A 26155-nucleotide genomic window follows, 5' to 3' on the forward strand; every position below is an offset into this window, starting at 1 on the left:
GCTTTACCCCTTGGCTCCGTTGTCGAGTACCGCGGGCAGTGCGGTGAGGAACTCGTCGATCTGGGCATCGGTGATGATCAGCGGCGGGGCCAGTCGGATCACGTCGGCCGCGGCGGCGTTGACCAGGAAGCCGGCCTTGCGGGCGGCCGCCTCCACGGCCTTGGCCTTGTCCTGGGTGAGCGCGATGCCGATGAGCAGACCCTTGCCGCGGACGTGGTCGACCAGCGGATGGCCGATCGCCTCGACGCCGTGGCTGATCGTCTTGCCCGCCGCACCGGCCCGATTGACCAGGTCCTCGGCGGCCAGCGTCTGCAGCACCGCCAGGGCGGCCGCGGTGCTCACCGGGTTGCCGCCGAACGTGCTGCCGTGCAGGCCCGGGGTCAACAGGTCTGCCGTTGCGCCGATGGCCAGGCACGCGCCGATCGGCAACCCACCGCCCAGCCCCTTGGCCAGGGTGACGATATCGGGGGTGATGCCGTCGTGTTGGTGGGCGTAGAAGGCTCCGGTGCGCCCGACGCCGGTCTGCACCTCGTCGAGGGCGAGCAGGGCGCCGTGTGCGGCGGTGATCTCCCGGGCCGCGATCAGATAGCCGGGCGGCGGGACGACCACGCCGCTCTCCCCCATGATCGGCTCCAGGAACACCGCGGCCGTCTCGTCGTCGACGGCGCCGCGCAGCGCGTCGATATCGCCGTAGGGCACGAAGCTGACCTGTCCGGGCAGCGGTTCGAAGGGTGCGCGCTTGGCGGGCTGGCCGGTCAGCGCCAGCGCCCCCATTGTGCGACCGTGAAAGCCGCCTTCTGCCGCAACGACTTTGGTTCGTCCGGTGAGCCGCGTGATCTTGAACGCAACCTCATTGGCCTCGGTACCGGAGTTGCAGAAGAACGCTCTTGCTGTGACATCCCCCGTCGCTTCGCTCGCCCCCGACGCTCCGAGGTGATCGACGAGCCGCTCGGCCAGGGCGATACCGGGCTCGGTGGCATACAGGTTCGAGGTGTGCCCCAGTGTGTTGAGCTGGGCGGTGACGGCCTCGATGACGGCCGGATGACGGTGGCCGAGCAGGTTGACCGCAATACCGCCGAGCAGGTCCAGATAACTCTTGCCGGATTCGTCGGTGACGACGGCGCCGTCGCCGGCGACCAGCGCCAGGGGCGGGGTGCCGTAATTGTTCATCATGACCGCTTCCCAGCGGCTGGCGAGCGTCATGCGGGCACCACCTTTGTTCCGGTTCCTTCGTCGGTGAAAAGCTCGACGAGCACACAGTGTTCGACGCGACCGTCGATGACGTGTGCGCTGGGCACACCGCCGTCGACGGCGCGCAGACACGCCTCGATCTTGGGCACCATGCCCGATTCGAGTTTGGGCAGCAGCTGCGTCAGCGCCGAACTGTCGATTTCGCTGACCAAGGAGTTACGGTCCGGCCAATCGGTGTAGAGGCCTTCGACATCGGTGAGCATCAGCAGCTTCTCGGCACCGAGCGCCTCGGCCAACGCCGCGGCCGCGGTATCGGCGTTGATGTTGTGCACCACACCGTCGATATCGGGTGCAATGGTGGAGACCACCGGAATGCGACCTGCGGCAATGAGATCCAGCAGCGAATCGGCGTTGACGCGTTCGACGTCGCCGACCAGCCCGATATCGGTGGCAACACCGTCGACGGTCACGCTGCGCCGGACCGCGGTGAAAAGTTGAGCGTCCTCGCCGGTGACACCGACCGCGTAGGGGCCGTGCGCGTTGATCAGGCCGACGAGTTCGCGGCCCACCTGACCGAACAGCACCATCCTGGCGACGTCGAGCACCTCCGGTGTGGTGACCCGGAACCCGCCCTTGAAATCGCCTGGGATGCCCAGCTTCTTGAGCATCGCGCTGATCTGCGGCCCGCCGCCGTGCACCACGACCGGCCGGATCCCGCAGTTGCGCAGGAACACCATGTCGGCAGCGAAGGCCGCCTTGAGCGCGTCATCGGTCATGGCGTTGCCGCCGTACTTGACCACGACGATCTTGCCGTGCAACTGCTTGAGCCAGGGCAACGCCTCGGCGAGAATCGCCGCCTTCGCCCGCGTCGAATGCTCTTCGCCGATGTCACTCATGAGCTGTAGGCCGAATTCTCTTCGACATAGGCATGCGACAGGTCGGTGGTTCGGATCGACGCGCAGGCATCGCCGGACGCCAGGTCGACCAGTACCTCGATCTCGTCACCGGAGAGATCGACCTCGCGGGCGCCGGGGGCACCGGCACCGTCGATGCAGACGGGAGACCCGTTGAACGACACGCTGATCCGGTGCGGATCGAGCGCCACCGGCGCAATACCGACGGCGGCCAGCACGCGGCCCCAGTTGGGGTCGGACCCGAACAGTGCGGTCTTGACCAGGCTGTCGCGGGCGATGGCCCGCGCGGCCACCAGCGCGTCATCCTCGGAGGCGGCACCGCCGACGGTGATCGTGATGCGTTTGGTGACACCTTCGGCATCGGCCTGCAGCTGCGCGCACAGGTCGTCGCAGACGGCGAAGACGGCCGCGTCCAGGTCGTCCTGGCTCGGGGTGACCTCACTGGCGCCGGAGGCCAGCAGGAGCACGGTGTCGTTGGTGGAGCAGCTGCCGTCGACGTCGAGGCGGTCGAAGGTCCGCGCCGTGGCCCGCCGCAACGCGGTGTCCAGCGACGCCGCACCGGCCACGGCGTCGGTGGTGATCACCACCAGCATGGTCGCCAGCGACGGTGCGAGCATGCCCGCGCCCTTGGCCATCCCGCCGACGGTCCAGTTGTCCGCGTGCAGCGCAACCTGTTTGGGCACCGTATCGGTGGTCATGATGGCCCGGGCGGCTTCTTCGCCGCCGGTCAGGCCACCGGCCATCTCGTGCACGATCTCGGTGACCCCGGCGAGCACCTTGTCCATGGGGAGCCGGTCACCGATCAGGCCGGTCGAGCACACCGCGACCTCGATGGCGCCGGTCTCGGTGCCCCAGTCGCTCAGTGCCGCGGCGACCGCCTCGGCGGTGGCATGGGTGTCCTGGAATCCACCGGGACCGGTGCAGGCGTTGGCACCGCCGGAGTTCAGGATGACCGCGCGCAGCCTGCCGGTCGTCAGCACCTGCTGCGACCACTGCACGGGTGCGGCCTTGATCTGGTTACGGGTGAACACGCCGGCGGCGTGATGATCGGGCCCCTCGTTGAACACCAACGCCAGATCGAGCGCTCCGGAAGCCTTGATACCGGCGGAGATACCGGTGGCCCGGAAGCCGGCCGGGGCGGTGACGCCCTGTGTACGCACAAGCTTGCCCACTGCCCGGTTCACGGTGCCACTCCCACGGTCGACAGTCCTTCGGTTTCGGGCCATCCCAATGCCAGATTCATCGACTGCACCGCGGCACCGCCGGTGCCCTTGGTGAGGTTGTCGATGGCGCAGACGGCCACCAGGGTGCCTGCGTCGGCGTCGACGGCGACGGCGATCTGGGCGGCATTGCTGCCGATCACCGATCCGGTCTTGGGCAGCTGCCCCTCGGGCAGCAGATGGATGAATGGTTCGTCGGCATAGGCCTTCTCATAGGCCGCCCGAATCTCGGATTCGGATGCCCGGGTCGGTGCGGTGCAGGTGGCCAGGATGCCACGCGAGGTGGGGATGAGTACCGGGGTGAACGACACCGTCACCGGCTTGTCGGTGACCTTGCGCAAGCCCTGGGCGATCTCGGGGGTGTGCCGGTGTTTCCCGCCGATGTTGTATGCCCGCGCCGATCCGATGACCTCGGCTCCGAGCAGGTCGACCTTGGCGGACTTGCCCGCACCGGAGGTGCCACTGACCGCGACGACGGTGACGGCGGGTTCGGCGAGGCCCGCCTCGATGGCCGGGAGCAGCGCCAGGAGCGCCGAGGTCGGGTAGCAGCCCGGTACGGCGATGCGGGTGGCCCCGGCGAGCGCCGCACGGCCACCGGGAAGTTCGGGCAGCCCGTAGGGCCAGGTGCCGGCGTGCGCGCTGCCGTAGAACTTTTCCCAGTCCGCCGCGTCGGTCAACCGGAAGTCGGCACCGCAGTCGATGATGACGGTGTCGCCGAGTTGTTCGGCCAGCGCGGCCGAGTGGCCGTGCGGCAGACCGAGAAACACCACGTCGTGCTCGGCGAGCAGGGCGGCGTCGGTGGCCTGCAGCACCCGGTCTGCCAGCGGCAGCAGGTGCGGGTGATGCTCGGCCAAGGTGCTGCCCGCGCTGGCCGCGGCCGTGAGCGCCCCGATGGTCAGTCGACCGTCTGCGTAGGCCGGATGGCCGAGCAGCAGACGCAGGATCTCGCCACCGGCGTATCCGCTGGCGCCGGCGACAGCTACAGATGTCATGAGTGCGATCTTTGCATCGTTATGCAGGCGAATGCAAACTCATTACAGCGCGTGTCAGGCCCGCTGGACCGCGCCGACCCGCTCGGCCGCGGCGGCGACGGCGGCATCCCTTGCGGCGCTGGCCTCGTCCTCGGTCAACGTCCGGTCCGCGGCCCGGAACCGCAGCGCCAGGGTCAGCGACTTTCGCCCCTCTCCGATCTGCGGACCGGTGTAGACGTCGAACAACCGGACATCCTCCAACAGCGCACCGGCACCGCCGCGGACGGCGTCGATCACCGACTGCGCGGCCACCTCGTCGGCGACGACGAGGCTGATGTCCTGGAAGACGGCCGGGAACGGGGACACCGAAGGCGCGGGCAGCCGTTCGACGATCGGGATGCCGTCGAGATCGATCTCGACCGCGCACGTACCCGCCGGCAGCCCCACCCGCTCGATGACGGCCGGATGCAACTGGCCGGCGTGACCGACGACAACGTCTCCGACGAGCACCGCCGCACACCGCCCCGGGTGCCAGGGCAGCTGCGCGTCGGAACGCAGCGTCAGTTCGACCCCGACCGCCCGACCGATGGCCCGTACCGCCTCGAAAGCGTCGGCGGCCTCGACCTTGCGGCCCGGGCCCCACGGCCCGGCCGGCTCACGCAGCCCGGCCATCACGATGCCCACATGCTCGGGCTGGTGCGGCAGCGAGCGGTCCAACCCGGCGATCTCCTCGTCGGTGGGCCTGCGGTCGGTGGGGATGCGTTGTACCGCACGGGTCTCGGCCGTCTGCACGGCGACATGCGATATCGCGAACAACGAGGTGTCCACGGCACCACGGGAGACGTTGCGCGTCAACGCCTCCAGCAGTCCCGGGAGCAGCGTGCTGGCCAGCTGGGGCCGGTCGGCCTCCAGCGGGTTGAGCAGTGTGACCACCGCTCGCCGGGGATCGTCGGCATCGAGGCCCCAGGCATCGAACACCCCTGCCGGCAGGAACGGTGTCGGCAGCACCTCGACGAAACCCTCCAGCGCCAACGACTTGCCGACGGCTCGGCGACGGCGCTGCACCGGGGTGAGACCTCGCCCCGGCGGGGCCAGCGGCAGCACCGAGGGGATGGCATCCAGCCCCTCCAACCGCAGCACCTCCTCGACCAGATCGGCAGGCTCGCGCAGGTCGGGCCGCCAGCTCGGCGGTGTAGCGGTGATGGTGCCGTCGGCCTCACTCACCTGCGCGCCGATCTGGGTGAGCCGGCGCACGGCCACCCCCGCGGCATATGTCACCCCGGCGACCCGGTCGGGCAGGTCGGCGGGCATCCTCACCGGAGCCGGTGACCAGTCGTTGCGCGGCGGGTCGCCACGCCAGTCGGTCAGCGTCGGATCGACGGTCCCGCCGGCGATCTCGGCGAGCAGCGTGGCGCAGCGGTCCAGTGCGGCCACCGAGATGGCCGGGTCGACCGTGCGCTCGTAGCGCCGGCCTGCCTCGCTGACCAGCCGGAGCCGGCGCTGGGTGCGCGACACCGCGGCCGGATCCCAGACGGCGGCCTCCAACAGCACATCGGTGGTCGACGACCGCACCTCGGTGGTGCCCGCGCCCATCACCCCGCCGATCGCCGCGGTCGCGACATCATCGACGATCAGGACATCGGTGTCGTTGAGCGTGCGCGTGACATCGTCGAGCGTGGTGACCTGCTCCCCCGCCGCGGCGAACCGGACGTCGAAGCCGCCGGTGATCAACGACCGGTCATGGGCGTGCATCGGGTGGCCGAGTTCGAGCATCACGTAGTTGGTGACGTCCACGGCCGGTGAGATGGCCCGGATACCGGAGAGCAGCAGCCGACGCTGCAGCCACCAGGGTGATACCGCCGCCGGATCGATACCGGTGACCGGACGCAGTCCGAAGCGCTGCACACCGGTTCCCGGCTGGATCGTCAGCGGCCATGCCTCGCCCTCTGCGGGCAATGGCGGCACGTCTGCCGGGTCGACGAATTCCAAGTCGGCGGCGCACGCGATATCGCGAGCCAGGCCACGCATGGACAGGCAGTAACCCCGGTCCGGGGTGATCGCCAGATGGAACACCACATCGTCGAGACCGACGACCTCGATGGCCGACGCTCCGGGCTCGGCGGTGCCGGCGGGCAGCACCATGATCCCGGAGTGGTCACCACCGAGGTTCAGCTCCGAGGCCGAACAGATCATGCCGTCGGATGTGCGGCCGTAGGTCTTGCGCTTGGCGATCGCGAAATCGCCGGGCAGCACCGTGCCGGGCAGCGCGACGACCACCAGATCGCCGACGGCGAAGTTGCTTGCACCACAGACGATATCGCGAGGTTCCGCTTCACCGACATCGACCTTGCAGGCGCGGATGGGCTTCTTGAACTCGGTGAGTTCCTCGATCTCGGCGACGCGGCCGACGGTCAGCGGCCCGGTGACCGGTCCGACCGGGATGATCTCCTCCACCTCGTGGCCGATCCGGATGAGGATCTGTTCGAGTTCCTCGACCGAGACGTCCCAGCCGGGGTTGCCGAGCCGGACGGTATCGCGCAGCCAGCTGTACGGAACGCGCATCAGGCACCCACCCCGAACGGCAGCGAAAAGCGCACGTCGCCCTCGACCATGTCACGCATGTCCGGAATACCGTTGCGGAACTGCAGAGTTCGCTCCAATCCCATGCCGAATGCGAAGCCGGAGTATTCGGCGGGGTCGATACCGCAGGCGCGCAACACATTCGGGTTCACCATGCCGCAGCCACCCCACTCGACCCAGCCCGGGCCGCCCTTCTTGTTCTCGAACCACACGTCCACCTCGGCCGAGGGCTCGGTGAACGGGAAGAAGTGCGGCCGGAACCGGGTCCGGCCGGCCGGGCCGAATTCGGCGCGGGCCAGCGCGTCCAGGGTGCCGCGCAGGTTGGCCATGGTCAGGCCCTTGTCGACGGCCAGACCCTCGACCTGATGGAAGACCGGGGTGTGGGTGGCGTCGAGTTCGTCGGTGCGAAACGTCCGCCCCAGCGAGATGATGTAGACCGGCAGTTCGCGTTCCAGGAGCGCACGAATCTGCACCGGTGAGGTGTGCGTGCGTAGCACCTGCCGTGATCCCTCGGGGGCGATCTGGAAGGTGTCCTGCTCGCTGCGGGCCGGGTGGTCGGGCGGGAAGTTCAGCGCGTCGAAGTTGAACTGCTCGGTCTCGACCTCCGGGCCCTCGGCCAGCTCCCAGCCCATCGCCACGAAGGTGTCGGCGATCCGCTCGGTGAGCAGCGTGATGGGGTGGCGCGCCCCGACCGGGCGTCGCGTCGAGGGCAACGTCACGTCGATGCGTTCGGCGACGAGCACCGCGGCATCGCGCTCGGCACGCAATGCGGCGAGCCGCTCGTCGAAGCTCTGCTGCGCCTCCGTGCGCGCGATGTTGACCCGCTTGCCCGCGTCGGCGCGTTCGGTCTTGGGCAGGGTGCCCAGCGCCTGACGGGCCACGGCGATCGGGGAACGATCCCCGAGATGTTCGGTCTTCGCCCTGGCCAGCGCTTCCAGGTCCGCGGCGGCGTCGAAGGCCTGCCGGGCCGCGGCAACTGCGCTGATCAGGGCATCTTCTGAGAGCTCCGTCACCCGGCGATCATAGGTGATGCCCTGTTGAGAGCGACGTCACGCACCCTCGGGGTCGTCAACGGCCGCGCCAGGGGCGGCGGGCTTCGGCAGCGGTTTGACCCAGTACATGACCAGGTCCTCGGGAACCCCGCTGGGCTTGGTGGCGAACAACTGCTTGCGCACTCGTTTGACCGAGACCCCGACCGCGGCCAGCGCGTCCGCGCCCCCGACCGCGTCAAGGGTGGTGTGCGAGATGACGAGTCCGCCGCGGGTGGCCCGCTCCATCACCCGTGCGGCGATGTTCACGTCAACACCCAGCCAGTCGGACCCGATGCGCTGCGGGTGCCCGGTGTGGATGCCGGCCCGCATGCGCGGTGTGTACCCATCCACCTCGACGGACTGCACCGCGTCGAGCGCGGCCAGCACCGCGCGGACGGCGGTGGAGGGATCGGTGAACACGACCATCGCACCGTCGCCCATGCGTTTGACGATGTGTCCGCCCTGGGCCAGCAGCGGCGGCTCGGTGACCTGTGCGACGCGGCGCAACAGTCGCAGCGTGGCGTCGTCCCCGGAGCGCAATGACCACGCCGAGAAGCCGACCAGATCGGTGAAGACCAGCGTCATCTCCCGATTGGCCGGTTTGCCCGAGACACGTTCGGTGAGCGCCTGCCAGACCTGCAGGGCTCCGAGGCTGATCTCCCGGGAGACGGCCTCGCGCTCGAGAAGTCGGTCCGCGGCCCGGGCGGCGGCACGCGGGCCGCCCTCCCCGGCGGCCGACAGCGGGTCGCCGAACTCCGGATCGCCGGGCAATGCGCGCCGCGCACGCCTGATCATCGCCACGACGCCGGGGTTGTGGTTGGTGGCCGACAGCCATCCGAAGGGACCGGCCGGACGCGGTATCTCCGGCGGCGTCACCGCCGGGGTGTGCGCGGATCGTTCCTCGAACGATTCGGCGGCCACAGCGCCACCCTAGGTGGCACCGCCGGTACCGGCAACGACGTTGCGTGACGACCTTGATCACATCGCGCCGCCGGCGGGGAAGGTCCTGGTCACGGCGGTGTGGCAACGGTATCGCCGACCGGTAACGACACTCCGCCGCCGCGTGCGGCAGCGTAGACAACGGGTGTTGTCAGGCATATCGTGGCCGGACACCCGTGGTTTTCGAGGCTCGACGAGGACGCCCATGACCGCTGCATCTGCCGGCACCGACCGGACCGCTGTTCCCAAGCCGATACCGCTCGGCCCCGACTCGTTGACCTGGAAGTATTTCGGCGACCTGCGCACCGGGCTGCTCGGCGTGTGGATCGGTGCGATCCAGAACATGTACCCCGAGCTCGGCGCGGGCGTGGAGGATCATTCGATCCTGCTGCGCGAGCCGTTGCAGCGGGTCGCCCGATCCGTGTACCCCATCATGGGCGTCGTCTACGACGGCGACCGCGCGGCGGACACCGGCGCGCAGATCAAGAGTTTTCACCACGACATCAAAGGAGTGGACGGGCAGGGGCGGCGCTATCACGCCCTGAACCCGGAGACCTTCTACTGGGCGCACGCCACATTCTTCATGCTGATCATCAAGACGGCCGAGTACTTCTGCGGAGGACTCACCGAAGCCGAGAAGCATCAGCTCTTCGACGAGCATGTGCAGTGGTACCGGATGTACGGCATGAGCATGCGTCCCGTGCCCGGCTCCTGGGAGGAGTTCTGCCAGTACTGGGACCACACGTGCCGCGAGGAACTGGAGATCAACAAGGCCACCCTCGACATCTTCTCGATCCGGATCCCCAAACCCTGGTTCGTGCTGGTGCCGACTCCGTTGTGGGACCAGATCTTCCGACCGCTCGTCGGCGCCCAACGGTGGGTGGCCGCCGGGGTGTTCGATCCGGCCCTGCGCGAGAAGGCCGGGATGCGCTGGACCGCGGGCGATGAGATCATCCTGCGGCTGCTCGGCAAGGCCGTCGAACTCGCGTTCGTCGCGGTCCCCGACGAGATCCGGTTGCATCCGCGGGCGGTGTCGGCCTACCGGCGGGCCGACGGACGAATCGCCGCCGACGCACCGCTGGTGGAGGCGCCGGGCTTCATGGCTCCCCCGTCCGACCGTCGCGGTCTGTCGATGCACTACCAGCCCCCGCACAAGTCGCTGCTCGACCGCGCGGGCTCTCTACTGCACACCACATTCTCACTGGCCGGGTTGCGTCCGGCCGCCAAACGAAAGGCTGCCTGACTCGATGCTGGAATGGTCTGATGTCGACATCGCCGTGCGCGATGCGGTGCGCGAGTTCGTCGACAAGGAAATACGGCCCAACATCGACGCGCTGGAGAGCGGCGATATGGAGCCCTATCCCATCATCCGCAAGCTGTTCGCCGCCTTCGGTATCGATGCGATGGCACGGGAATCCTTGGAGCGCAGGCTCTCCCGGCTCCGCGATGGCAGCCCCGGCGGCCAGCCGAAATCCTCCGGCGGCATGTTCGGCGGCGGACCCGACCAGGCAGGCATGGGTTTTGTGCTGATCAGTGAGCTCTGCCGGGTGTCGATGGGCCTGGTCACCGGGCTCGGCGTCAGCCTGGGTCTGACGGTGCCGACCATCCAGAGTCGCGGCACCCTGGCCCAGCAGGAACGCTGGCTGCCCGGGTTGGTCACCTACGAGAAGATCGGCGCGTGGGCGATCACCGAGCCGGATTCGGGTTCCGACGCCTTCGGCGGCATGAAGTCCTATGTCGTGCGCGACGGTGAGGACTACATCCTCAACGGGCAGAAGACGTTCATCACCAACGGCCCCGACGCCGATGTGGTGGTGGTGTACGCCAAGCTCGACTCCGGCGACGGGACGGACCGGCGCGACCGGAAGGTCCTCACCTTCGTACTTGACCGCGGCATGGAGGGTTTCGTGCAATCGAAACCGTTCCAGAAGATGGGTATTCACTCCTCACGCACCGGTGAGTTGTTCTTCAACAACGTGCGGTTGGGCCGCGATCGGCTCCTCGGCGAGACCGAGAACAGCGCCGCCGGTGACGGCAGGGACAGCGCGCGATCGAGTTTTTCCGCCGAGCGGATCGGTGTGGCGGCGATGGCACTCGGGGTGATCGAGGAATGTCTGCGGCTATCGGTCGATTATGCGAAGACGCGGGTGCTGTGGGGCAAGGAGATCGGCCAGTTCCAGTTGATCCAACTCAAGCTGGCCAACATGGAGGTGGCCCGGATGAACGTACGCAACATGCTGTTCCGGGTCATCGAGTCCGCCCAGAAGGGCTCCCCCATTTCGCTGGCCGAAGCCTCGGCGATCAAATGGTATTGCTCGCAGGCCGCCACCGATGTCGCCATGGAGGCCATCCAGCTGTTCGGCGGCAACGGATACATGACCGAGTACCGGGTCGAGCAGCTGGCCCGCGATGCGAAGTCGCTGATGATCTACGCGGGGTCCAACGAGGTGCAGATCACCCATGTGGCCAAGGGGCTGCTCGCCTGACTTCCGCTGCGAGATTCACGTCAGGGACGGACTGCGGCCCGGCGCCGTCCCTGATGTGAATCTCGGTGGCACATGCCCTGGTCAGGACAGCGCCCGCGAGCTCTCGTAGAGGCAGATCGCCGCGGCGGCAGCCACATTGAGGCTCTCTGCGCCGCCCTTCATCGGGATCTGCACCCGGACATCGGCCGCGGCGGCCACCTCGCCGGGCAGTCCGTGGGCTTCCGAGCCGAACAGCCACGCTGTCGGCACGTCGAGGTCGAGGGTCGCCAGCGAGGCCTCGCCGTCCAGCGTCGTGGCCATCACCACCAGGCCGGCGTAGACCAGATCCGATATCAACGCCAGTGTGTCGTCCGCGGACACCACCGGCACCGAGAAGATGCTGCCCGCCGATGCGCGTAGGCATTTCGCGTTGTACGGGTCGACGCTGTTACCGGCCAGGATCAGCGCGTCGGCGCCCATCGCGTCGGCGAGGCGGATCAAGGTACCGGCGTTACCCGGGTCCGAGGTTTCCACGGCGACCGCCACCAGGCGCGGAGAACCGGCGAGCAGGTCGGTCAGTGACACCTCGGGAATGCGGCAGACCGCCACCAATCCGACGGGGCTCACGGTGTCCGACAGCGCTTTTGCGGCCTTGTCGGTCACGATGTGGGTCGGCGCGTCGCCCAGCAGAGACGCGAAGCGAACCGCCGCGTCCTCGGTGACGAACACCTCGGAAACGACTCCGCGCCGCAACGCCGCCTCGACAAGGTTGGGTCCCTCGGCGAGAAAGCGTGCGGCGCGGCGACGTTCGACAGGTCGCTGCAGCTTGATCGCTGCGGCTACCCGATCTGCGCGCTCGGTGAGCGGCGTGGAGAAGCCACTCATTCAGCGGTGTCTCAGGCGGCTTCGCCCGACGGCGCGTTGACATCCTCGGGCAGGGCCGCCTTGGCGACCTCGACCAGAGCGGTGAACGCGGCCGCGTCGCTGACGGCGATTTCGGCCAGGTTCTTGCGGTCCACCTCGACGCCCGCGGCCTTGAGACCCTGGATCAGGCGGTTGTAGGTGATGTCGTTGGCGCGGGCCGCGGCGTTAATACGCGAGATCCACAGCTTGCGGAACTCACCCTTGCGCGCACGGCGGTCGCGGTAGGCGTAGGTGAGCGAGTGGAGCTGCTGCTCCTTTGCCTTGCGGTAGAGCCGCGAACGCTGTCCGCGATAGCCCTTGGACGCCTTGAGTACTGTGCGCCGCTTCTTCTGAGCGTTGACTGCGCGCTTCACGCGTGCCATGAGAGTGTTCCTTGTCTTACGGGGTGAAAGTTGGTCGGTGAAGCGGTATTAACCGTTCAGCAGCTTCTTGACGCGCTTGGTGTCGTTGGCGGCCACCACGGTGCGGCCGTCGAGGCGACGGGTCTGCTTGCTCGGCTTGTGCTCGAGCAGGTGGCGCTTACCGGCCTTCTGGCGGACGACCTTGCCGCTTCCGGTGACGCGGAAGCGCTTGGATGCGCCGCTGTGGGTCTTTGCCTTGGGCATGTGTCCTCAGTTCGTGTGGTGGATCAGTTCTGCGTGGGCTCTGCGGTATCTGCGGGGGGTGCCTCAGCAGCTGGGCGGCGCGTCGGCATATCGGCATCGTGGGCCGCCTTGGCGCGAGTCTTCGCACCACGGTGCGGCGCCAGCACCATCGTCATGTTGCGGCCATCCTGCTTGGCCGAGGTCTCGACGAAGCCGTAGTCGGCCACGTCGGCGCCGAGGCGCTGCAACAGTCGGTAGCCCAACTCGGGCCGGGACTGCTCGCGACCGCGGAACATGATGGTGACCTTGACCTTCGACCCGGCTTCGAGGAAGCGGACCACGTGGCCCTTCTTCGTCTCGTAGTCGTGGTCGTCGATCTTCGGCCGCAGCTTCTGTTCCTTGACGACGGTCTGTTGCTGGTTCTTGCGAGACTCGCGTTCCTTGAGTGCCGTCTCATATTTGAACTTGCCGTAGTCCATGATCTTGCACACCGGAGGCTTGGCATCCGGGGCTACTTCGACTAGGTCGAGATCGGCGTCGACGGCGACGCGGAGGGCATCTTCGATGCGAACAATGCCGACCTGTTCGCCATTGGGTCCGATCAGGCGGACTTCAGGTACGCGAATACGCTCGTTGATGCGGGTCTCAGTGCTGATGGGGCCTCCTACGTTGTCTTCTCGTGCCACGACCGTGTGGAACACCGGGTCAGTAGCGGAAGAACACCACGCCATCAGCAGAAAGGCCCTGCATATAGCAGGGCCCGATGCCGACCGATCACGGCTTTCGCCGTCTGCGTAACGCAGAACAGGGCATCCGCAGATGCCTGTGACCGGACCGCTGGACCGGTATGGTCAGCGGTGGGAGCGGGACTCCACTTACTGTCCCTGGCGTTCGCCGGGACGGTCGATCATGCCACTCTATCAGGCATGACCGACGATCAGAAAACCCAGTCCGCCGAAGACCCGCAGGTGAGAGAGCTCGCGGAAATCCCGGCCGTCGAGGTGATCACCCGTTCGGCCGTCATGTTGATGAGCGCGGCCGCCGAAAAGCTGGGTCTTGGGTCTGAAGACCCCGATGACAGTCCGCACCGCGACCTGGATGAAGCCCGCCGTCTGATCACCGCACTGGCCGGCCTGGTGACGGCCTCGGCGGAGTTCCTCGGGCTGCACGCCGGTCCCCTGCGCGACGGCCTCAAGAGCCTGCAACTGGCGTTCCGCGAGGCCAGCGCCGCACCCGAGGAGCCGGGACACGGACCGGGTGAGAAGTACACCGGCCCGGTCTGGTGATCCCGGCCTCGACACACCACCCGGAGCCCCCAGAATCACCCGTCCCGTCCGGTTAGCGCATATTCTCGCGCCCATGACGGCCACCTCAGCTGTGCCCTCGCCCAATCCTGCGGCGACACCCCGCCGGCCATCGGGTTTCGCCTGGGTGCCCACCGCCGCGGGCTGGATCGTCGGGGTCATCGCCACACTGTCGTTGGTGGCGAGCATCTCGCCATTCGTCCGCGCGGTCATCCGGATACCACGCGAGTTCGTCAACGACTACATCTTCAACTTTCCCGACACCAGCTTCGCGTGGGCATTCGTGCTGGCGTTGCTGGCCGCTGCGCTGGCCGCCCGCAAGAGCATCGCGTGGTGGATCCTGGTGCTCTACATGGTCAGTGCCGCGGCACTGAACGTCGCCGACCTGGTGACCGGCGACGAGACGGTCATGGAGGACATCGGCGAGATCGTCGGCCTGGTGTTCCACCTGGCAGCGATCGGCTTCCTGGTGCTGGCGCGTCACGAGTTCTGGGCCAAGGTCCGGCGCGGTGCGCTGATCAAGGCGGTGGGCACGCTGGTGGCCGGGATGGCGGTGGGCATCCTGATCGGCTGGGGCCTGCTCGAACTGTTCCCCGGTTCGTTGGAGCCCGACTACCGGCTCGGTTACGCCGCCAACCGGGTGGTCGCGTTCTCGGGAGTCGACGCCGAGGTCTTCGACGGTCAGCACCCCGGCGTTCTCGTGCGGGCACTGCTCGGCCTCTTCGGCGCGCTGGCACTGATGGTCGCGGCCATCGTGCTGTTCCGCTCTCAGCGGGCGACCAATGCGCTGACCGGTGAAGACGAGTCCGCCATCCGCGGCCTTCTCGAGCTGTACGGCAAGAACGACTCGCTCGGATACTTCGCGACGCGGCGCGACAAATCGGTGGTCTTCGCGCCCAACGGCCGCGCCGCCATCACCTACCGGGTGGAGGTCGGGGTCTGTCTGGCCAGCGGTGACCCGGTCGGCGATCCGCGGGCCTGGCCCGCGGCCATCGCGGCCTGGCTCAAGCTGTGCGAGTCCTACGGGTGGGCACCCGGCGTGATGGGCGCCAGCGCCACCGCCGCCCAGGCGTTCCGCGAGGCCGGGCTCAACGCCGTGGAACTCGGCGACGAAGCGATCCTTTACCCCGACCGGTTCAGACTCTCGGGGCCGGACATGAAACCCGTGCGCCAGGCGGTGACCCGCGCGCGCCGGGCCGGGCTGACGGTACGCATCCGCAGGCACCGTGATCTCACCGCCGACGCGATGGCCATGGTGATCGCCAGGGCCGACGAATGGCGCGACACCGAAACCGAGCGCGGCTTCTCGATGGCGCTCGGGCGGCTCGGCGATCCGGCCGACGGTGACTGCCTACTGGTCGAGGCGGTATCCGAGGGCGCGGCGGACGGCTCCGAGGATCAGGTCGTCGCCATGCTGTCGTTGGTGCCCTGGGGCGCCAACGGCGCGTCCCTGGACGTCATGCGCCGTTCGCCGCAGTCGCCCAACGGCACCATCGAGCTGATGGTCAGCGAACTGTGCCTGCAGGCAGAGGACCTGGGGGTCACCCGGATCTCACTGAACTTCGCGATGTTCCGGTCCGCGTTCGAACAAGGTGCCCAGCTCGGTGCCGGGCCGGTGGCCCGGCTCTGGCGCGCGCTGCTGGTGTTCTTCTCCCGCTGGTGGCAACTGGAGACGCTGTACCGGTCCAACATGAAGTACCAGCCGGAGTGGGTGCCGCGGTACGCCTGTTACGAAGAGACCCGCGAGATCCCGCGTGTCGGAGTGGCCTCGGTGATCGCGGAGGGCTTCCTGGTCCTGCCCTTCTCGCGGCGCAAGGAACACACCGGCGAACATGTCGCCGCGCCGAAAGCTCTGGTGGACAGCGGCGTCCTGCACGAAGACGGCAGTGCGCCCGATGCGAGCCCATTGGCCGACGACCTGCCCGGCGGGCGGGAGAACCGGTTGCCCGAGCAGGTTCGGGTCCGGATGGCGAAGCTGAAGTCCCTGCAGGACAGCGGGATCGATGCCTACCCGGTCGGCGAAGCGCCCAGCCACACGGTGGCCCAGGCGTTGGCGACCACGGCTCCCGACGAGACCGTCACGGTGGCGGGGCGGATCCTGCGGCTACGCGACTACGGCGGCGTGCTGTTCGTCCAGCTTCGGGACTGGTCGGCCGAAGTGCAGTTGCTGCTCGACGATTCGCGACTGATCCAGGGGCGCAACGCCGATTTCACCGCGGCGATCGACCTCGGCGATCTGATCGAGGTCACCGGAACCATGGGGCACAGCCGCAACGGGACACCATCGCTGTTGGTGACCCGATGGCGCCTGATCGGTAAATGCCTGCGCCCCCTGCCCGACAAGTGGAAGGGTCTGACCGACCCGGAGGCCCGGGTGCGCACCCGCTACGTGGACCTGGCCATCAACACCGATGCGCGGGATCTGATCACCGCGCGCAGCCGGATCCTGCATGCCATCCGGGAGACGTTGGTCGGCAAGGGCTTTCTCGAGGTGGAGACACCGATCCTGCAGCAGATCCACGGCGGCGCGAACGCCCGCCCGTTCATCACCCACATCAATGCCTACGATCTGGACCTGTACCTGCGGATCGCGCCCGAGTTGTACCTCAAGCGGCTGTGCGTGGGTGGTGTGGAGCGCGTCTTCGAGCTGGGTCGTGCGTTCCGCAACGAGGGGGTGGACTTCAGCCACAATCCCGAGTTCACGCTGCTGGAGGCGTACCAGGCGCATGCCGATTACAACGTCTGGATGCACGGTTGCCGTGAACTGATCCAGAACGCCGCGCAGGCCGCCAACGGGTCGCAGGTCGTGCTGCGCCCCGGCGCCAACGGCGCGCTGGAGGCGGTCGACATCTCCGGGGACTGGCCGGTCAAGACGGTGCACGGTGCGGTGTCCGAGGCGCTCGGCACTGAGATCGGCCCCGACACCGACCTGCAGACACTGCGTCGGTTGTGCGATGGCGCCGGGGTGCCGTACCTGACGCACTGGGATGCCGGTGCGGTGGTGCTGGAACTCTACGAACGACTGGTCGAAGGTCAGACCGAGCACCCGACGTTCTACAAGGACTTCCCCACCTCGGTGTCACCGCTGACACGGCCGCACCGCAGCATTCCCGGGGTGGCCGAACGGTGGGACCTGGTTGCCTGGGGGGTCGAGTTGGGCACCGCCTACAGCGAACTCACCGACCCGGTCGAGCAGCGGCGCCGCCTGCAGGAGCAGTCGCTGTTGGCCGCCGGCGGAGATCCCGAGGCGATGGAACTCGACGAGGACTTCCTGCAAGCGCTCGAATACGCGATGCCACCGACCGGCGGCCTCGGTGTGGGTGTCGACCGGGTGGTGATGCTGATCACCGGGCGCAGCATTCGGGAGACCTTGCCGTTCCCACTGGCCAAGCCGCGCTGAGGGGTTCACAGCTACTTTCCAGCCAAGCCCGTCAACATAGGAGGCGTGACCCATCCGACGCTGATGTCGCTCACCCACGGTTCGGTACCGACGACGATCCAAATCGTCACCGGCACCATCGTGTTGATCGCACTCCGCAAGCAGCGCCCGCGCGTACTGATCGCCGCGGCCGCCGTCGGCCTCGCCGCGATCCTCGCGACCAACTGGTACATCAACAGCCAAGGTCTGGCCGATGAACCCGCGCCACCGGCGCTGTGGATCTGGGTGGGGACAACCGGATTCGCCTGCTGCGCCCTGCTTGCCGGCTGGCGCGGCGCCCGGTTCCTGCGCCGGGCCGCGATGTTCAGCGCCGTTCCGCTCTGCGCCGTCTGTGTGGCATTGGCCGTCAACGTCTGGACGGGCTACTTCCCCACCGTCGGTTCGGCCTGGGGCCAACTGACCGACGAACCACTGCCCGACCAGACCGACCTGGCCACGCTGACCGCCTACCACATCGGACATTCCCTGCCGCCCAAGGGATCCCTGATCGCCGTGGACACCGGCAATGCCAACTCTGGTTTCAAACACCGCGGTGAGCTGGTCTATCTACCGCCGGCCTGGTTCGCCTCGAATCCACCACCACGGCTGCCCGCGGTGATGATGATCGGCGGCGAGCTGAACACGCCCGAAGACTGGGCGCGGGCCGGCGCGGCGGTGCAGACCGCCGACAACTTCGCCGCCCAGCACCACGGGAACGCTCCGGTGCTGGTGTTCGCCGATGTGGCCGGTGCGTTCAGCAACGACACCGAATGTGTCAACGGAGTTCGCGGAAACGTCGCCGACCACCTCACCAAGGATGTTGTGCCGTTTGTGATCTCGAAGTTCGGGGTGAGCGCCGACCCGGCGAACTGGGGTGTGGCCGGCTTCTCGATGGGCGGCACCTGCGCGGTGAACCTCGTCACCATGCACCCTGACCACTTCTCCAGCTTCGTCGACATCGCCGGTGATATCGCGCCGAACACCGGCAACCGGGAACAGACCATCGATCGCCTCTTCGGCGGCAACGCAGCCGCCTACGACGAGTTCGATCCGGTAACAGTGATGACCCGGCACGGACAGTATTCCGGGGTGTCCGGCTGGTTCGCGATCAACGGTGCGGGTGTCTCGCCGCCACCGCCGCAGGCCGGTGCCGCCAAGACACTGTGCGATGTGGGTACCGCCCACGGTATCGAGTGCGGCATCGTCACCCGACCCGGAAACCACGACTGGGCCTACGCCGGTTCGGCCCTTGCCGAGGCGTTGCCGTGGCTGGCGGCCAAGGTGCACACCCCCGAGGTCGCCCCGGTTGCGATACCCACCGGTGCGCCGGCACCCGCCGCGGCGCCGAGCGGTCCCGCTCCCGCGGCGCCGGTCGCACCCGCTGCCCCGGTCCCGGCGCCCCCGCCAGGTCCACCCGCACCGCTACCGGCGATGCCGATGCACACCGCACCCGCGGTTCCGGCGGTGCAGCCGGTGGCCAACCATCGGGCCGCTCAGTAATCGCTCTCTGCGGCCAGCACCTCGGCAAGGAAGGCATCAGGAGCGCCACCCCGTAACCGACCCCGCACGAATGCCCGAATTCGGTCCCTGGCGGCGCGGTCCTCGGTAGCCGGGCCACCCACGGTGAGCGACGCGGCACTCCAGTCGTGGTTCCACGCGGCAGGCTCGGCGATCGCCAACTCGACGGTGGCGGTGCCATCGGCGGCCAGCACCGCGTCGGCGGTGATCCCATCGCTGCGAAACCGCACGGCAATGCCGTCGGAGGGAGCCGTGACCGCGGCGCGCACGGTCAGGACGACCCGGCCCGCACCGTCGGCGTGCACCGCCCAGTCGACGGTGTCCTCGGCCGCGTCGAACACCGACGGTGGCACCGCACCCCAACTGATCGATGCGGTCCCGCCGGCGATGGACGCCTGCGCCACCGTGCCGACTCCCCCGGCGGCCAACGCATAGTCATCGCGTCGACCCGGTATCGGGACATCGGCCGGATCCGGCAGATCCATCAGTTCGGCGCAGGATTGCAGAAGTTCGGTGATGCGGGGGTCGGCCGAACTGCCGAGACCGGCGAGTGCGGCCCGGTGGGGACGCAGCAGCTCCTCGACATCGCTGTCGAAGGTGTCCTCGACGAAGAAGTCCTGGGCGGCCGCCGTCAGGGTCGCGATCTCCGCATCCAGCACCACGGCATCGAGTCCGACGATCGAGTCGCGCATGCTCGCCGGCCACCATCGACGCAGCCAGTGCCCCAACGCCAACCGCCGCAGCGGGGCCAGCGCCTCGACGGCCAGCGCCACCCCCGGAACATCGATGACCGCGGACGGCTCCGGCACCGCGTCGCCGACGGCGGCCGCCAGTGCGACGTGCCCGGACGCACCGACCACCCGCCACAGCCAATCTGCCGCACCGATATCGGTGAAGGTCAAGTGAACGGGAGCCGCGGGATCATCGACCGTCCAGGCCAACACGGCGCCCGTGACCTCGAGCACCGCCACCGCGGGCGGCTCGGCCGGCGCACCACCGGTCGTCCAGAGACCATCCTGAGCAACCAGCTTCATCGGGTGGCCTCCAGTTGCAGCATCGATTTGATGCGCTGCCGGTGGTCGAGGCTGACCGACCGGGCCACCCCCTCCAGCAACGCACGCATCTCCTCGACGTCCCGGCAGCTCTCCTGCCACACATCCCGGCCGTGCAGACGCGCCCACAACCTGCTCAGGTAGGGCCGGGCGAAGGCAGCAAGGTCCTCGGTGACCTGCTGTTGGCGCGGATGCAGCACCTCACCGGCGGCCAGGAGCCGACGTGCGTGCAACACGTAGGCCTCCTTGCGCAGCCGCGCCTGGATCCGGGCCGCCAATGGGTAGCGCGGCATCGTCGCCTCCCGCAACGGTGCCAGCTCGACAGCCACCTCGATGCCGGCAACCAGCGCGGCTTGGATGTCTTCGGCCAGCAGGCCCCACGGGGCACACGCCCGGTCGACCTCTTCGGCGAGCAGCAGCGGCACATCCGGAAGCTCGTCACGATCCATTGCCCGCCGCAGCGTGGCCCGCACCCGGTCGGAGACACTGCGGTCCAGCGGCCGGTCGGTTTCGCCACCGCCGGTGATCGGGGGCGGCGGCTGCGGCACCGTCGAGCTGAGGCCGATCGCGGTCAGTGACCACGGCAGGTCGGGTTCCGCACAGTGGGCCCGGGCGCCGAGATTATAAGGCGTCGCATCGGACACAAGAGCCTCCCAGACACGTTGTCTGGCAGCAGATTCGCCATGTGTCACCGCATCGCCCAGGACCGTTGCCAACCCGGCAAGAAACGGGCCGGTGATGGCCGGCGACGGCGTCACGTCGGCCCAACTGCGCTCCACCTGGACCGCCAGTGCCCGGACGGTCGGTTCGTCGGCGATATGACGGTTGAGCACCTCGATGGCGTTACGGTCGCGGTCGTCGTGCAGACCACGCAACACACTCACCGCGGTATCTGAATCACCTTGAACTGGAGCACCTTTGGTGACAGCAAGCTCGAAACACACCGGGAAGTACAACTCTTGGGCATTACCGGTGGTCAATCGCAGCTTGCGTCGGTGCGTCTTGAGCACGGTGAACCATTCGGCAGCGGCGCACAGCGCCACGGAATGGTCAAGTATCGCCCGGTGCATCTGCTGGGCCACCGCGCCGGAGACCACCGGGGCGGAGAACTGGGGATTGGACCGCAAACGCAATACCAGCGGATCGAGAATGCGTTTGACGGTACGACTCAGCGGGCCGCCGTCCGCGGTGCTGAGCACCTCCACGCCGGGCCCGATCGCCCGCCAGGCGCGATCGATGACGGCACGCCGCGGATACGCGGGCGTGACATCGGCGACCCGTGGCGTCGTCTCGGGCACGGTGCTCACTCGATCAGGATAGGCACGGCAGAAAAGTTGGGTTCGGTAGCGCCGCCACGGGGCGAACCTGGACCTCATGTCCGCGCACCCGCTTCTCGTCCTGTTCGCCATCGTCATGGCCGTCGGCCTGGCACTGCTGGTCGCTGCCGGCCGCAGTCGCCCCCGGCGCCCTGCTGCGCCGGCGGGGACATCTGTGGGTATCGGCACGGTGGCCTCCGTGCCGCCGGGCAGCGACACCATCACCGTGGAGGTGCACAGCGTGACCGCCGGGACGTTCACCGGGCGGCTGCTGGTGCCGGACGACCCGGTGGCAGCGGGCATCCGGCCCGGCGTGGTGTTGTTGGTGGCGTTCGACCCCGAAGCGCGCGAGGATCTTTCGCTGCCCGACGACATGGCGGCCATCCGGGCCGCATTCGACCGGATGCTGATCGGCAAGGGTTTGGTCACCGAATCGCAGGCGGACCTGATCCGGCGCGGGGTACGAGGAACCGGCGTGGTGACGGCCGCTCGTCCGACCGGCACCGGCCGGGAAGATCACTGCGAGGTCGTGCTCGATCTGATGGTCCGCCGGCCCGAGGGCGGGCAGTTCCCCGCACACGAGACGGCGTTGATCCCCGTGACCGCGTTGCGCCGGGTCTCCCCTGGTGCGGTGATCGATGCCTACTATCTGCGTGACGACGAATCCTCGGTGGCGGTGTGCATCCCGCCCGCCTGACCGACGGCGAAGGTCGCCAGCGCCGCCCAGTACACCGGGGCGGCCAGCCGGTCGCCGGCCCGCCACCGCTGCAGTTGTGCCCGCTGCCAACGGTTCACCGCACACGCTGCATCGAAATCGGCGATCTCCTGGTGGGCCGTGTCCACCGCGGCGATCACCGCGCCCATCGGATCCGGATGCGCCCCGTCGGTGAAGCGACGGTACCCCGCGCTCGTCGGTAGCGACCACAGCGTCGCCGTCACCAACTCCGCGCCGCCCAGGACCATGGCCGCCACCAGACCGGTGGCCTCGTCGAACCGATAGTCACCGCCGGAAGCGCAAGCGAGCAGGGCGACCCGAGTCGGAAAGGTCAGATCGGCGACCAGCAGGTCGGCAGCGGTCAACGGTCGGTGATCGCCGATCGGATCGGCATAGCCGGGGACCGACGACCGGCAGGCCAGATGCAGCGCCGCGCGTTCGGCGTGCCCCACACCGGCCTCGGTGCCGGCTTGCTGTGTGCTGTCGCCCACGCTGGCATGCCCGACGAAGACGAGCCTGCCCGGCCGCTGCGCCAGGGCTGCGGCGAGCCAGTGCCGGTCGGTATCGGTCCTGCGGAACAACTCGACGGCGGACTCGACCCGGGGCAACACCGTCCGGCTGCGCATCAGCTCGGCGTAGTGCCGCGCCAGCACGGTGTCGGCGGACGGGCGTCCCAGCACCGACCCGAGCGCGGAGTCGGGCCGCTGACCCGGCACCCGTGGGTCGAGCAGCAATAGCGGATCTCCCTGCGGTCGAGGCTGATTGATGCGGCGGATCCGGGCGATATTGGCCGGAACGGCCATCACGACGTCGGCGAGCTCGATGAGCCGCGCACCGGAGCTCAGCGCGGTCAGCGCGCCGGCCGGCCAGGGAATCGCGGCGGGTTGCGGGCCGTCGGGGGTGATGGCGTCCTGGCGCGCCTGCAGCATCGCGGTCACATCGGGGCGCAACAGCGGTCGCGCCAACAGACCCCACGGGATGCGACCCAGCCGTGCGCTCGGCGCGATGTGCAGCACCGGGGCCCGATCGGCATACGCGTCGAGCAGCTGCCAGCCTTCGGATCCGATGAGCAGCACCCCGAGCCGGTAGGCCAGCATCAGCTCGGACGCGGGATCGGTGAACGCGCCGCGGGTCAGCGCCCGCTCCAGCGCGTCGGCCGGGGATTCGGAGCCGCGGGGATCCGGAAGCGCACCCGCGATCTCCTCGAGCGCGGCCAGCAGGATGGTCTCTTCGACCACCCAGGTGGCGGTCAGTTCGGGGTGACCGACGACGCGCAGGCTGGCGTAGGTGGCGATCCCGACGTCGGCGTACCGCAGTATCAGAGCCGGCCGGTCGCTCATCCCCATGTCGGCCAGGCCGGTTCATCGGCGGTGATGCGCCGGCGGTAGCGCTGCCTGGCCAGCTGCCGGTACTGGGCCAGGATGGGTTCGGCGCCGGGATCCATCTGCAGCGGCGGTAGCGGCCCGAGCCTGGTCAGCGACGGTCCCCCGGTGACCGAACCGGAGGCGACATCGGCCAGTTCGGGCTCGGGTAGCTTCGGCTCACTGTCCACCAGCACCGCCTGCGCCCCGGCCCACACCGGCGCCTCGGCCTCCTGACCGTCTGCGGTGGCGAAACTACCTCGGGCACTGTGATATTCGATGAGTTCGGCGATCAGCGCCGTGTTCTCCCACTCCCAGGCCACGGCGAAGGCGCCGGCCAACATCGGGGCCGACACCCGGGCCGCCCAGTGTGCGCGGGCATCGGCGTCGGCGATGGTGTGGCGCACCGAATCCACCGCGAGGGCGGCGGGCACCTTGAGCAGGGAGGCCTGTTCCAGTTTGGCCATGGCACGGACGAAGCCCGGGCTGTCGGTCTCGGCGTTAGTGGTACCCAGCGAGGCGGCATGCTTGGCCTCCACCTCGTCCCAGCTGTCGTCCGGGTCGCCGGAGCCGTCGAATCCCAGGTCTGCCAGCGCATCGGCACGCCACACGGTGCCCAGCTGGTCATCACACCGCGCGTACTGCAGCCAGGTGCTGCGCGGCCAGTCGTCGAGCAGGGTGCGCGCCTGCGCGATGAGCTCGACCGCCGCGCCGAACCTGCCGAAGAATATTGGTATCCAACTGCGTTGCAACAGGATCCGATGAATGTGCAGGGGCTTTCCGAGTTCGCGCCAATGCCGCTCGGCATGCTCCCAACATTGATCGGCATCGGCAAGGGCGCCCGCGGCGAGTTTGGTCAGACCGAGGTGAAACAAGCAGCGGGACACATCATGGGCGCGGGCGTAGCGCGCGATGACAGGGTAGGCCTCGTTGATCAATTGCTCGACCGAGGTGTGGTCGCCGCGCGACCAGTTGCCGACCGCACGTTCCAATTGTGTCCTGGCGGTGTCGAGTTCCCATCCGTTCAGCTCGGCGCGGGCTCCTGCACGGCGCAGCCACGGTTCGGCCTCGGCAAGCCGACCGGTCTGTACGCAGAAGCCGCCGTAGCCGATTCCGGCCAGTACCAGCAGCCGGTCGTGGTGACCTCCGGAATCAGCCGCGAGGTCCAGACCGTCGAGCACCTGATCCCAGAGCGGGACGGCCATATGGTGCAGATCGTCGTCGGCGAGCGCCTGGGCGCACAGGATCTGGGCGCAGGCCACCAGAAAGCGTTGCTCGGCAGCCAGATCGGCAGGTCCGGATGACGCGGCCAACGTGGCCAGCACGGCGGCGGCCTGTTCATGCTCGCCCCGGGCGGCGTGCATCCCGGTCTGCAGGAAATCGGCGCGGCGGGCGTAGCGGCACATCATGTGTGCGGTCTCGGCGCCGGCACCGGGCTGAGCACGGTAGGCGGCGAGGCAGTCCCGGATCCGGGTGATGCATTCGACGACACCTGCATACGCGGTGCGCACCAGGTAGATCTCGCCGAGCTGGGCGAACACCTCCAGCGCCAGATCGTCGCGGTCGGCGTCCTCGATCAGCGGGAGCTGTGCGAGCAGCAGGTCCTTGGCCGCCGACTCGTCGGATGCCCACGCCAGCCGCCGGGCCCGGCCGAGCGCATCGGTGATCGACACGGCGTCATCATAGGACGGCAGCGGGCGGCGGACGCAGATGCGCGTCCGCCGCCGGCTCTTCGGCGTCAGTTGCAGCTGACCTTGATCTCGAACTTCTTCGTGATCATCCCGGCCATCGGATTCTTCAGGTCCGCGCCCGCGGCCTCACCGGTGATGGTGTACGTGCTGCCGTCGACCTTGACCTCGGCCGACCCGGTGCTCGCACCGCCCATGGCGGCAACCGCAAGCGCGTTACCGTCGACCACCAGGCCCACCGACTCGACCTTGGGGGTCGCTTCGTCGGTCATCACCACGCCGAGGCCCTGCTGGCCACCCACGGCGGCGCTGGCGACGTTGATCTTGCCGCCCGCCTTGACGCAGGTCACCGACTTCAGATCCAGGCCGGCCAGGTCCTGGCCCTCCACCTTGACCTCAGTGTCGCCGCCGGTGGCAACCTGCGCGGTGCTGTTGCCCGCGCTCGACGACGCGGCCGGCTCACTGCCCTTGTCATCGGAGCAGCCGACCAGGATGGTCGTTGCGGCGAGCACTCCGATTCCGGCGGCCAGAACGCGATTCTTCGTCATGTGTGTCCCCTTCATTCGCCCGTCGCCCCTGTGGCGCCGTCGTGGGATCAGTACATCGACCGCCGATTGCTACCGATCCCAAACTTCGGTGCGGGTACCGTGACGACATGGCCGATGAGCAGCAGTCTTGTGCCGATGAGCCGCTCGACGTCGACCTTGTGCCGGTCGATCCGTCGCCGTTACCTCCGGTGTCGGTTCCTGCCGACACCGGTTACACCGACGCGGGTGTGCCGACCTTCGACTCGGTCCGCGAGAAGATCGAGACCCGCCTGGGCACCGCGATCGGTGGGGCGGAGCTGGCCGAGGAGACACCGGAGGGCCGGAACGTGGCCGAGCAATATGAGGCGCGGCAGCGCGCCGCCGCGGATCGGCTGGCGCAGATCCGCGAATCTATGAAGTCCGACCAGGACTGACGC

General features: G+C 68.5%; 23 protein-coding genes. 7 read left to right on the forward strand and 16 right to left on the reverse strand.

The window, feature by feature from the left end; translation table 11 throughout:
* Nucleotides 1–3 precede the first annotated feature (3 nt).
* The 7 genes from G154_RS04025 to G154_RS04055 are packed head-to-tail and all read right to left on the reverse strand — an operon-like array spanning nt 4 to nt 8702.
* Nucleotides 4–1203, reverse strand: a complete 1200-nt coding sequence (locus G154_RS04025; protein WP_019511545.1) for an acetylornithine transaminase — start codon at nt 1201–1203, stop codon at nt 4–6.
* Nucleotides 1200–2087 (reverse strand): acetylglutamate kinase, encoded by an 888-nt coding sequence (argB, locus tag G154_RS04030; protein WP_019511544.1) that lies wholly within the window; start codon nt 2085–2087, stop codon nt 1200–1202. Before argB ends, G154_RS04025 begins: the two co-directional genes overlap by 4 nt.
* Nucleotides 2084–3331 carry a bifunctional glutamate N-acetyltransferase/amino-acid acetyltransferase ArgJ gene (argJ, locus tag G154_RS04035; protein WP_081649924.1) on the reverse strand — a complete coding sequence of 416 codons (1248 nt, stop codon included), beginning with the start codon at nt 3329–3331 and terminating at the stop codon, nt 2084–2086. The genes argB and argJ overlap by 4 nt, the downstream gene beginning before the upstream one ends.
* Nucleotides 3286–4317: an N-acetyl-gamma-glutamyl-phosphate reductase gene (gene argC / locus G154_RS04040; RefSeq protein ID WP_019511542.1), complete on the reverse strand. Its 1032-nt coding sequence runs from the start codon at nt 4315–4317 to the stop codon at nt 3286–3288. Before argC ends, argJ begins: the two co-directional genes overlap by 46 nt.
* A 54-nt stretch (nt 4318–4371) precedes the next feature.
* Entirely contained in the window at nt 4372–6858 is a 2487-nt protein-coding gene (pheT, locus tag G154_RS04045) for a phenylalanine--tRNA ligase subunit beta (protein WP_019511541.1), read from the reverse strand.
* Nucleotides 6858–7889, reverse strand: coding sequence for a phenylalanine--tRNA ligase subunit alpha (pheS, locus tag G154_RS04050; RefSeq protein ID WP_019511540.1), 1032 nt, complete (start codon nt 7887–7889; stop codon nt 6858–6860). Before pheS ends, pheT begins: the two co-directional genes overlap by 1 nt.
* Nucleotides 7890–7925: 36 nt before the next feature.
* Nucleotides 7926–8702 (reverse strand): adenylate/guanylate cyclase domain-containing protein, encoded by a 777-nt coding sequence (locus tag G154_RS04055; protein ID WP_081649927.1) that lies wholly within the window; start codon nt 8700–8702, stop codon nt 7926–7928.
* A 349-nt stretch (nt 8703–9051) separates the two neighbouring features.
* Between G154_RS04055 and G154_RS04060 the strand changes: the two genes are divergently transcribed.
* Together G154_RS04060 and G154_RS04065 are read left to right on the forward strand one after the other, a co-directional pair.
* Entirely contained in the window at nt 9052–10089 is a 1038-nt protein-coding gene (locus G154_RS04060) for an oxygenase MpaB family protein (RefSeq protein WP_019511538.1), read from the forward strand.
* Between the two features lie 4 nt (nt 10090–10093).
* On the forward strand, nt 10094–11332 hold the full coding sequence (locus G154_RS04065; protein WP_019511537.1) for an acyl-CoA dehydrogenase family protein: 1239 nt from the start codon (nt 10094–10096) through the stop codon (nt 11330–11332).
* Between the two features lie 81 nt (nt 11333–11413).
* Here G154_RS04065 and G154_RS04070 read toward each other — a convergent pair whose 3' ends face one another.
* The 4 genes from G154_RS04070 to infC are packed head-to-tail and all read right to left on the reverse strand — an operon-like array spanning nt 11414 to nt 13475.
* A complete protein-coding gene (locus G154_RS04070) occupies nt 11414–12196 on the reverse strand; it encodes an RNA methyltransferase (protein ID WP_019511536.1) in 783 nt (260 codons plus the stop codon).
* An 11-nt stretch (nt 12197–12207) separates the two neighbouring features.
* Complete coding sequence (gene rplT, locus G154_RS04075) at nt 12208–12597, reverse strand: 50S ribosomal protein L20 (protein WP_011560372.1); 390 nt, start codon at nt 12595–12597, stop codon at nt 12208–12210.
* Nucleotides 12598–12645: 48 nt separating this feature from the next.
* Nucleotides 12646–12840: a 50S ribosomal protein L35 gene (rpmI, locus tag G154_RS04080; protein ID WP_019511535.1), complete on the reverse strand. Its 195-nt coding sequence runs from the start codon at nt 12838–12840 to the stop codon at nt 12646–12648.
* Nucleotides 12841–12863: 23 nt separating this feature from the next.
* The gene (infC, locus tag G154_RS04085) at nt 12864–13475 is read right to left on the reverse strand and encodes a translation initiation factor IF-3 (protein ID WP_023985933.1); all 612 of its coding nucleotides are present in this window, start codon (nt 13473–13475) and stop codon (nt 12864–12866) included.
* A 270-nt stretch (nt 13476–13745) separates the two neighbouring features.
* On the opposite strand from infC, the gene G154_RS04090 reads away from it, so the two are divergent.
* From G154_RS04090 to G154_RS04100, 3 genes are all read left to right on the forward strand, one after another.
* Entirely contained in the window at nt 13746–14105 is a 360-nt protein-coding gene (locus tag G154_RS04090; protein ID WP_019511533.1) for a DUF1844 domain-containing protein, read from the forward strand.
* 73 nt (nt 14106–14178) lie between these two features.
* Nucleotides 14179–17523 (forward strand): bifunctional lysylphosphatidylglycerol synthetase/lysine--tRNA ligase LysX, encoded by a 3345-nt coding sequence (gene lysX, locus G154_RS04095; protein ID WP_023985934.1) that lies wholly within the window; start codon nt 14179–14181, stop codon nt 17521–17523.
* A 45-nt stretch (nt 17524–17568) separates the two neighbouring features.
* Nucleotides 17569–19041 (forward strand): alpha/beta hydrolase family protein, encoded by a 1473-nt coding sequence (locus G154_RS04100; RefSeq protein ID WP_234713161.1) that lies wholly within the window; start codon nt 17569–17571, stop codon nt 19039–19041.
* On the opposite strand, the gene G154_RS04105 is transcribed toward G154_RS04100, so the two are convergent.
* Both G154_RS04105 and G154_RS04110 read right to left on the reverse strand, forming a co-directional pair.
* Nucleotides 19035–20093, reverse strand: coding sequence for a hypothetical protein (locus G154_RS04105; RefSeq protein WP_019511530.1), 1059 nt, complete (start codon nt 20091–20093; stop codon nt 19035–19037). The genes G154_RS04100 and G154_RS04105 overlap by 7 nt on opposite strands.
* A complete protein-coding gene (locus G154_RS04110) occupies nt 20090–21418 on the reverse strand; it encodes a hypothetical protein (protein WP_019511529.1) in 1329 nt (442 codons plus the stop codon). Before G154_RS04110 ends, G154_RS04105 begins: the two co-directional genes overlap by 4 nt.
* A 67-nt stretch (nt 21419–21485) precedes the next feature.
* Between G154_RS04110 and G154_RS25455 the strand changes: the two genes are divergently transcribed.
* Nucleotides 21486–22124: a hypothetical protein gene (locus tag G154_RS25455; RefSeq protein ID WP_019511528.1), complete on the forward strand. Its 639-nt coding sequence runs from the start codon at nt 21486–21488 to the stop codon at nt 22122–22124.
* Here the strand turns inward: G154_RS25455 and G154_RS04120 are convergent.
* From G154_RS04120 to G154_RS04130, 3 genes are all read right to left on the reverse strand, one after another.
* Nucleotides 22073–23488 carry a CHAT domain-containing protein gene (locus G154_RS04120; RefSeq protein ID WP_023985935.1) on the reverse strand — a complete coding sequence of 472 codons (1416 nt, stop codon included), beginning with the start codon at nt 23486–23488 and terminating at the stop codon, nt 22073–22075. The two genes, G154_RS25455 and G154_RS04120, sit on opposite strands and share 52 nt — an antisense overlap.
* Nucleotides 23479–25176: a hypothetical protein gene (locus tag G154_RS04125; protein ID WP_019511526.1), complete on the reverse strand. Its 1698-nt coding sequence runs from the start codon at nt 25174–25176 to the stop codon at nt 23479–23481. The genes G154_RS04120 and G154_RS04125 overlap by 10 nt, the downstream gene beginning before the upstream one ends.
* 65 nt (nt 25177–25241) lie before the next feature.
* Entirely contained in the window at nt 25242–25739 is a 498-nt protein-coding gene (locus G154_RS04130) for a lipoprotein LpqH (protein WP_031601570.1), read from the reverse strand.
* Nucleotides 25740–25846: 107 nt separating this feature from the next.
* On the opposite strand from G154_RS04130, the gene G154_RS04135 reads away from it, so the two are divergent.
* Nucleotides 25847–26152: a hypothetical protein gene (locus G154_RS04135; RefSeq protein ID WP_019511524.1), complete on the forward strand. Its 306-nt coding sequence runs from the start codon at nt 25847–25849 to the stop codon at nt 26150–26152.
* The last annotated feature ends 3 nt before the right edge of the window (nt 26153–26155 follow it).

Source organism: Mycobacterium sp. VKM Ac-1816D (assembly GCF_000416385.1).
Taxonomy (GTDB): domain Bacteria; phylum Actinomycetota; class Actinomycetes; order Mycobacteriales; family Mycobacteriaceae; genus Mycobacterium; species Mycobacterium neoaurum_A.

Bases quoted from the DNA above. Each gene is read 5' to 3' on its own strand.
- argJ (WP_081649924.1), bottom strand. From the start codon at position 3,331: ATGGCCCGAAACCGAAGGACTGTCGACCGTGGGAGTGGCACCGTGAAC.
- rpmI (WP_019511535.1), bottom strand. From the start codon at position 12,840: ATGCCCAAGGCAAAGACCCACAGCGGCGCATCCAAGCGCTTCCGCGTC.
- G154_RS04055 (WP_081649927.1), bottom strand. From the start codon at position 8,702: ATGATCAGGCGTGCGCGGCGCGCATTGCCCGGCGATCCGGAGTTCGGC.
- argB (WP_019511544.1), bottom strand. From the start codon at position 2,087: ATGAGTGACATCGGCGAAGAGCATTCGACGCGGGCGAAGGCGGCGATT.
- G154_RS04130 (WP_031601570.1), bottom strand. From the start codon at position 25,739: ATGACGAAGAATCGCGTTCTGGCCGCCGGAATCGGAGTGCTCGCCGCA.
- G154_RS04120 (WP_023985935.1), bottom strand. From the start codon at position 23,488: ATGGGGATGAGCGACCGGCCGGCTCTGATACTGCGGTACGCCGACGTC.
- G154_RS04090 (WP_019511533.1), top strand. From the start codon at position 13,746: ATGACCGACGATCAGAAAACCCAGTCCGCCGAAGACCCGCAGGTGAGA.
- G154_RS25455 (WP_019511528.1), top strand. From the start codon at position 21,486: ATGTCCGCGCACCCGCTTCTCGTCCTGTTCGCCATCGTCATGGCCGTC.
- G154_RS04135 (WP_019511524.1), top strand. From the start codon at position 25,847: ATGGCCGATGAGCAGCAGTCTTGTGCCGATGAGCCGCTCGACGTCGAC.
- G154_RS04025 (WP_019511545.1), bottom strand. From the start codon at position 1,203: ATGACGCTCGCCAGCCGCTGGGAAGCGGTCATGATGAACAATTACGGC.
- lysX (WP_023985934.1), top strand. From the start codon at position 14,179: ATGACGGCCACCTCAGCTGTGCCCTCGCCCAATCCTGCGGCGACACCC.
- rplT (WP_011560372.1), bottom strand. From the start codon at position 12,597: ATGGCACGCGTGAAGCGCGCAGTCAACGCTCAGAAGAAGCGGCGCACA.
- pheT (WP_019511541.1), bottom strand. From the start codon at position 6,858: ATGCGCGTTCCGTACAGCTGGCTGCGCGATACCGTCCGGCTCGGCAAC.
- G154_RS04060 (WP_019511538.1), top strand. From the start codon at position 9,052: ATGACCGCTGCATCTGCCGGCACCGACCGGACCGCTGTTCCCAAGCCG.
- G154_RS04065 (WP_019511537.1), top strand. From the start codon at position 10,094: ATGCTGGAATGGTCTGATGTCGACATCGCCGTGCGCGATGCGGTGCGC.
- G154_RS04105 (WP_019511530.1), bottom strand. From the start codon at position 20,093: ATGAAGCTGGTTGCTCAGGATGGTCTCTGGACGACCGGTGGTGCGCCG.
- G154_RS04070 (WP_019511536.1), bottom strand. From the start codon at position 12,196: ATGAGTGGCTTCTCCACGCCGCTCACCGAGCGCGCAGATCGGGTAGCC.
- argC (WP_019511542.1), bottom strand. From the start codon at position 4,317: ATGACATCTGTAGCTGTCGCCGGCGCCAGCGGATACGCCGGTGGCGAG.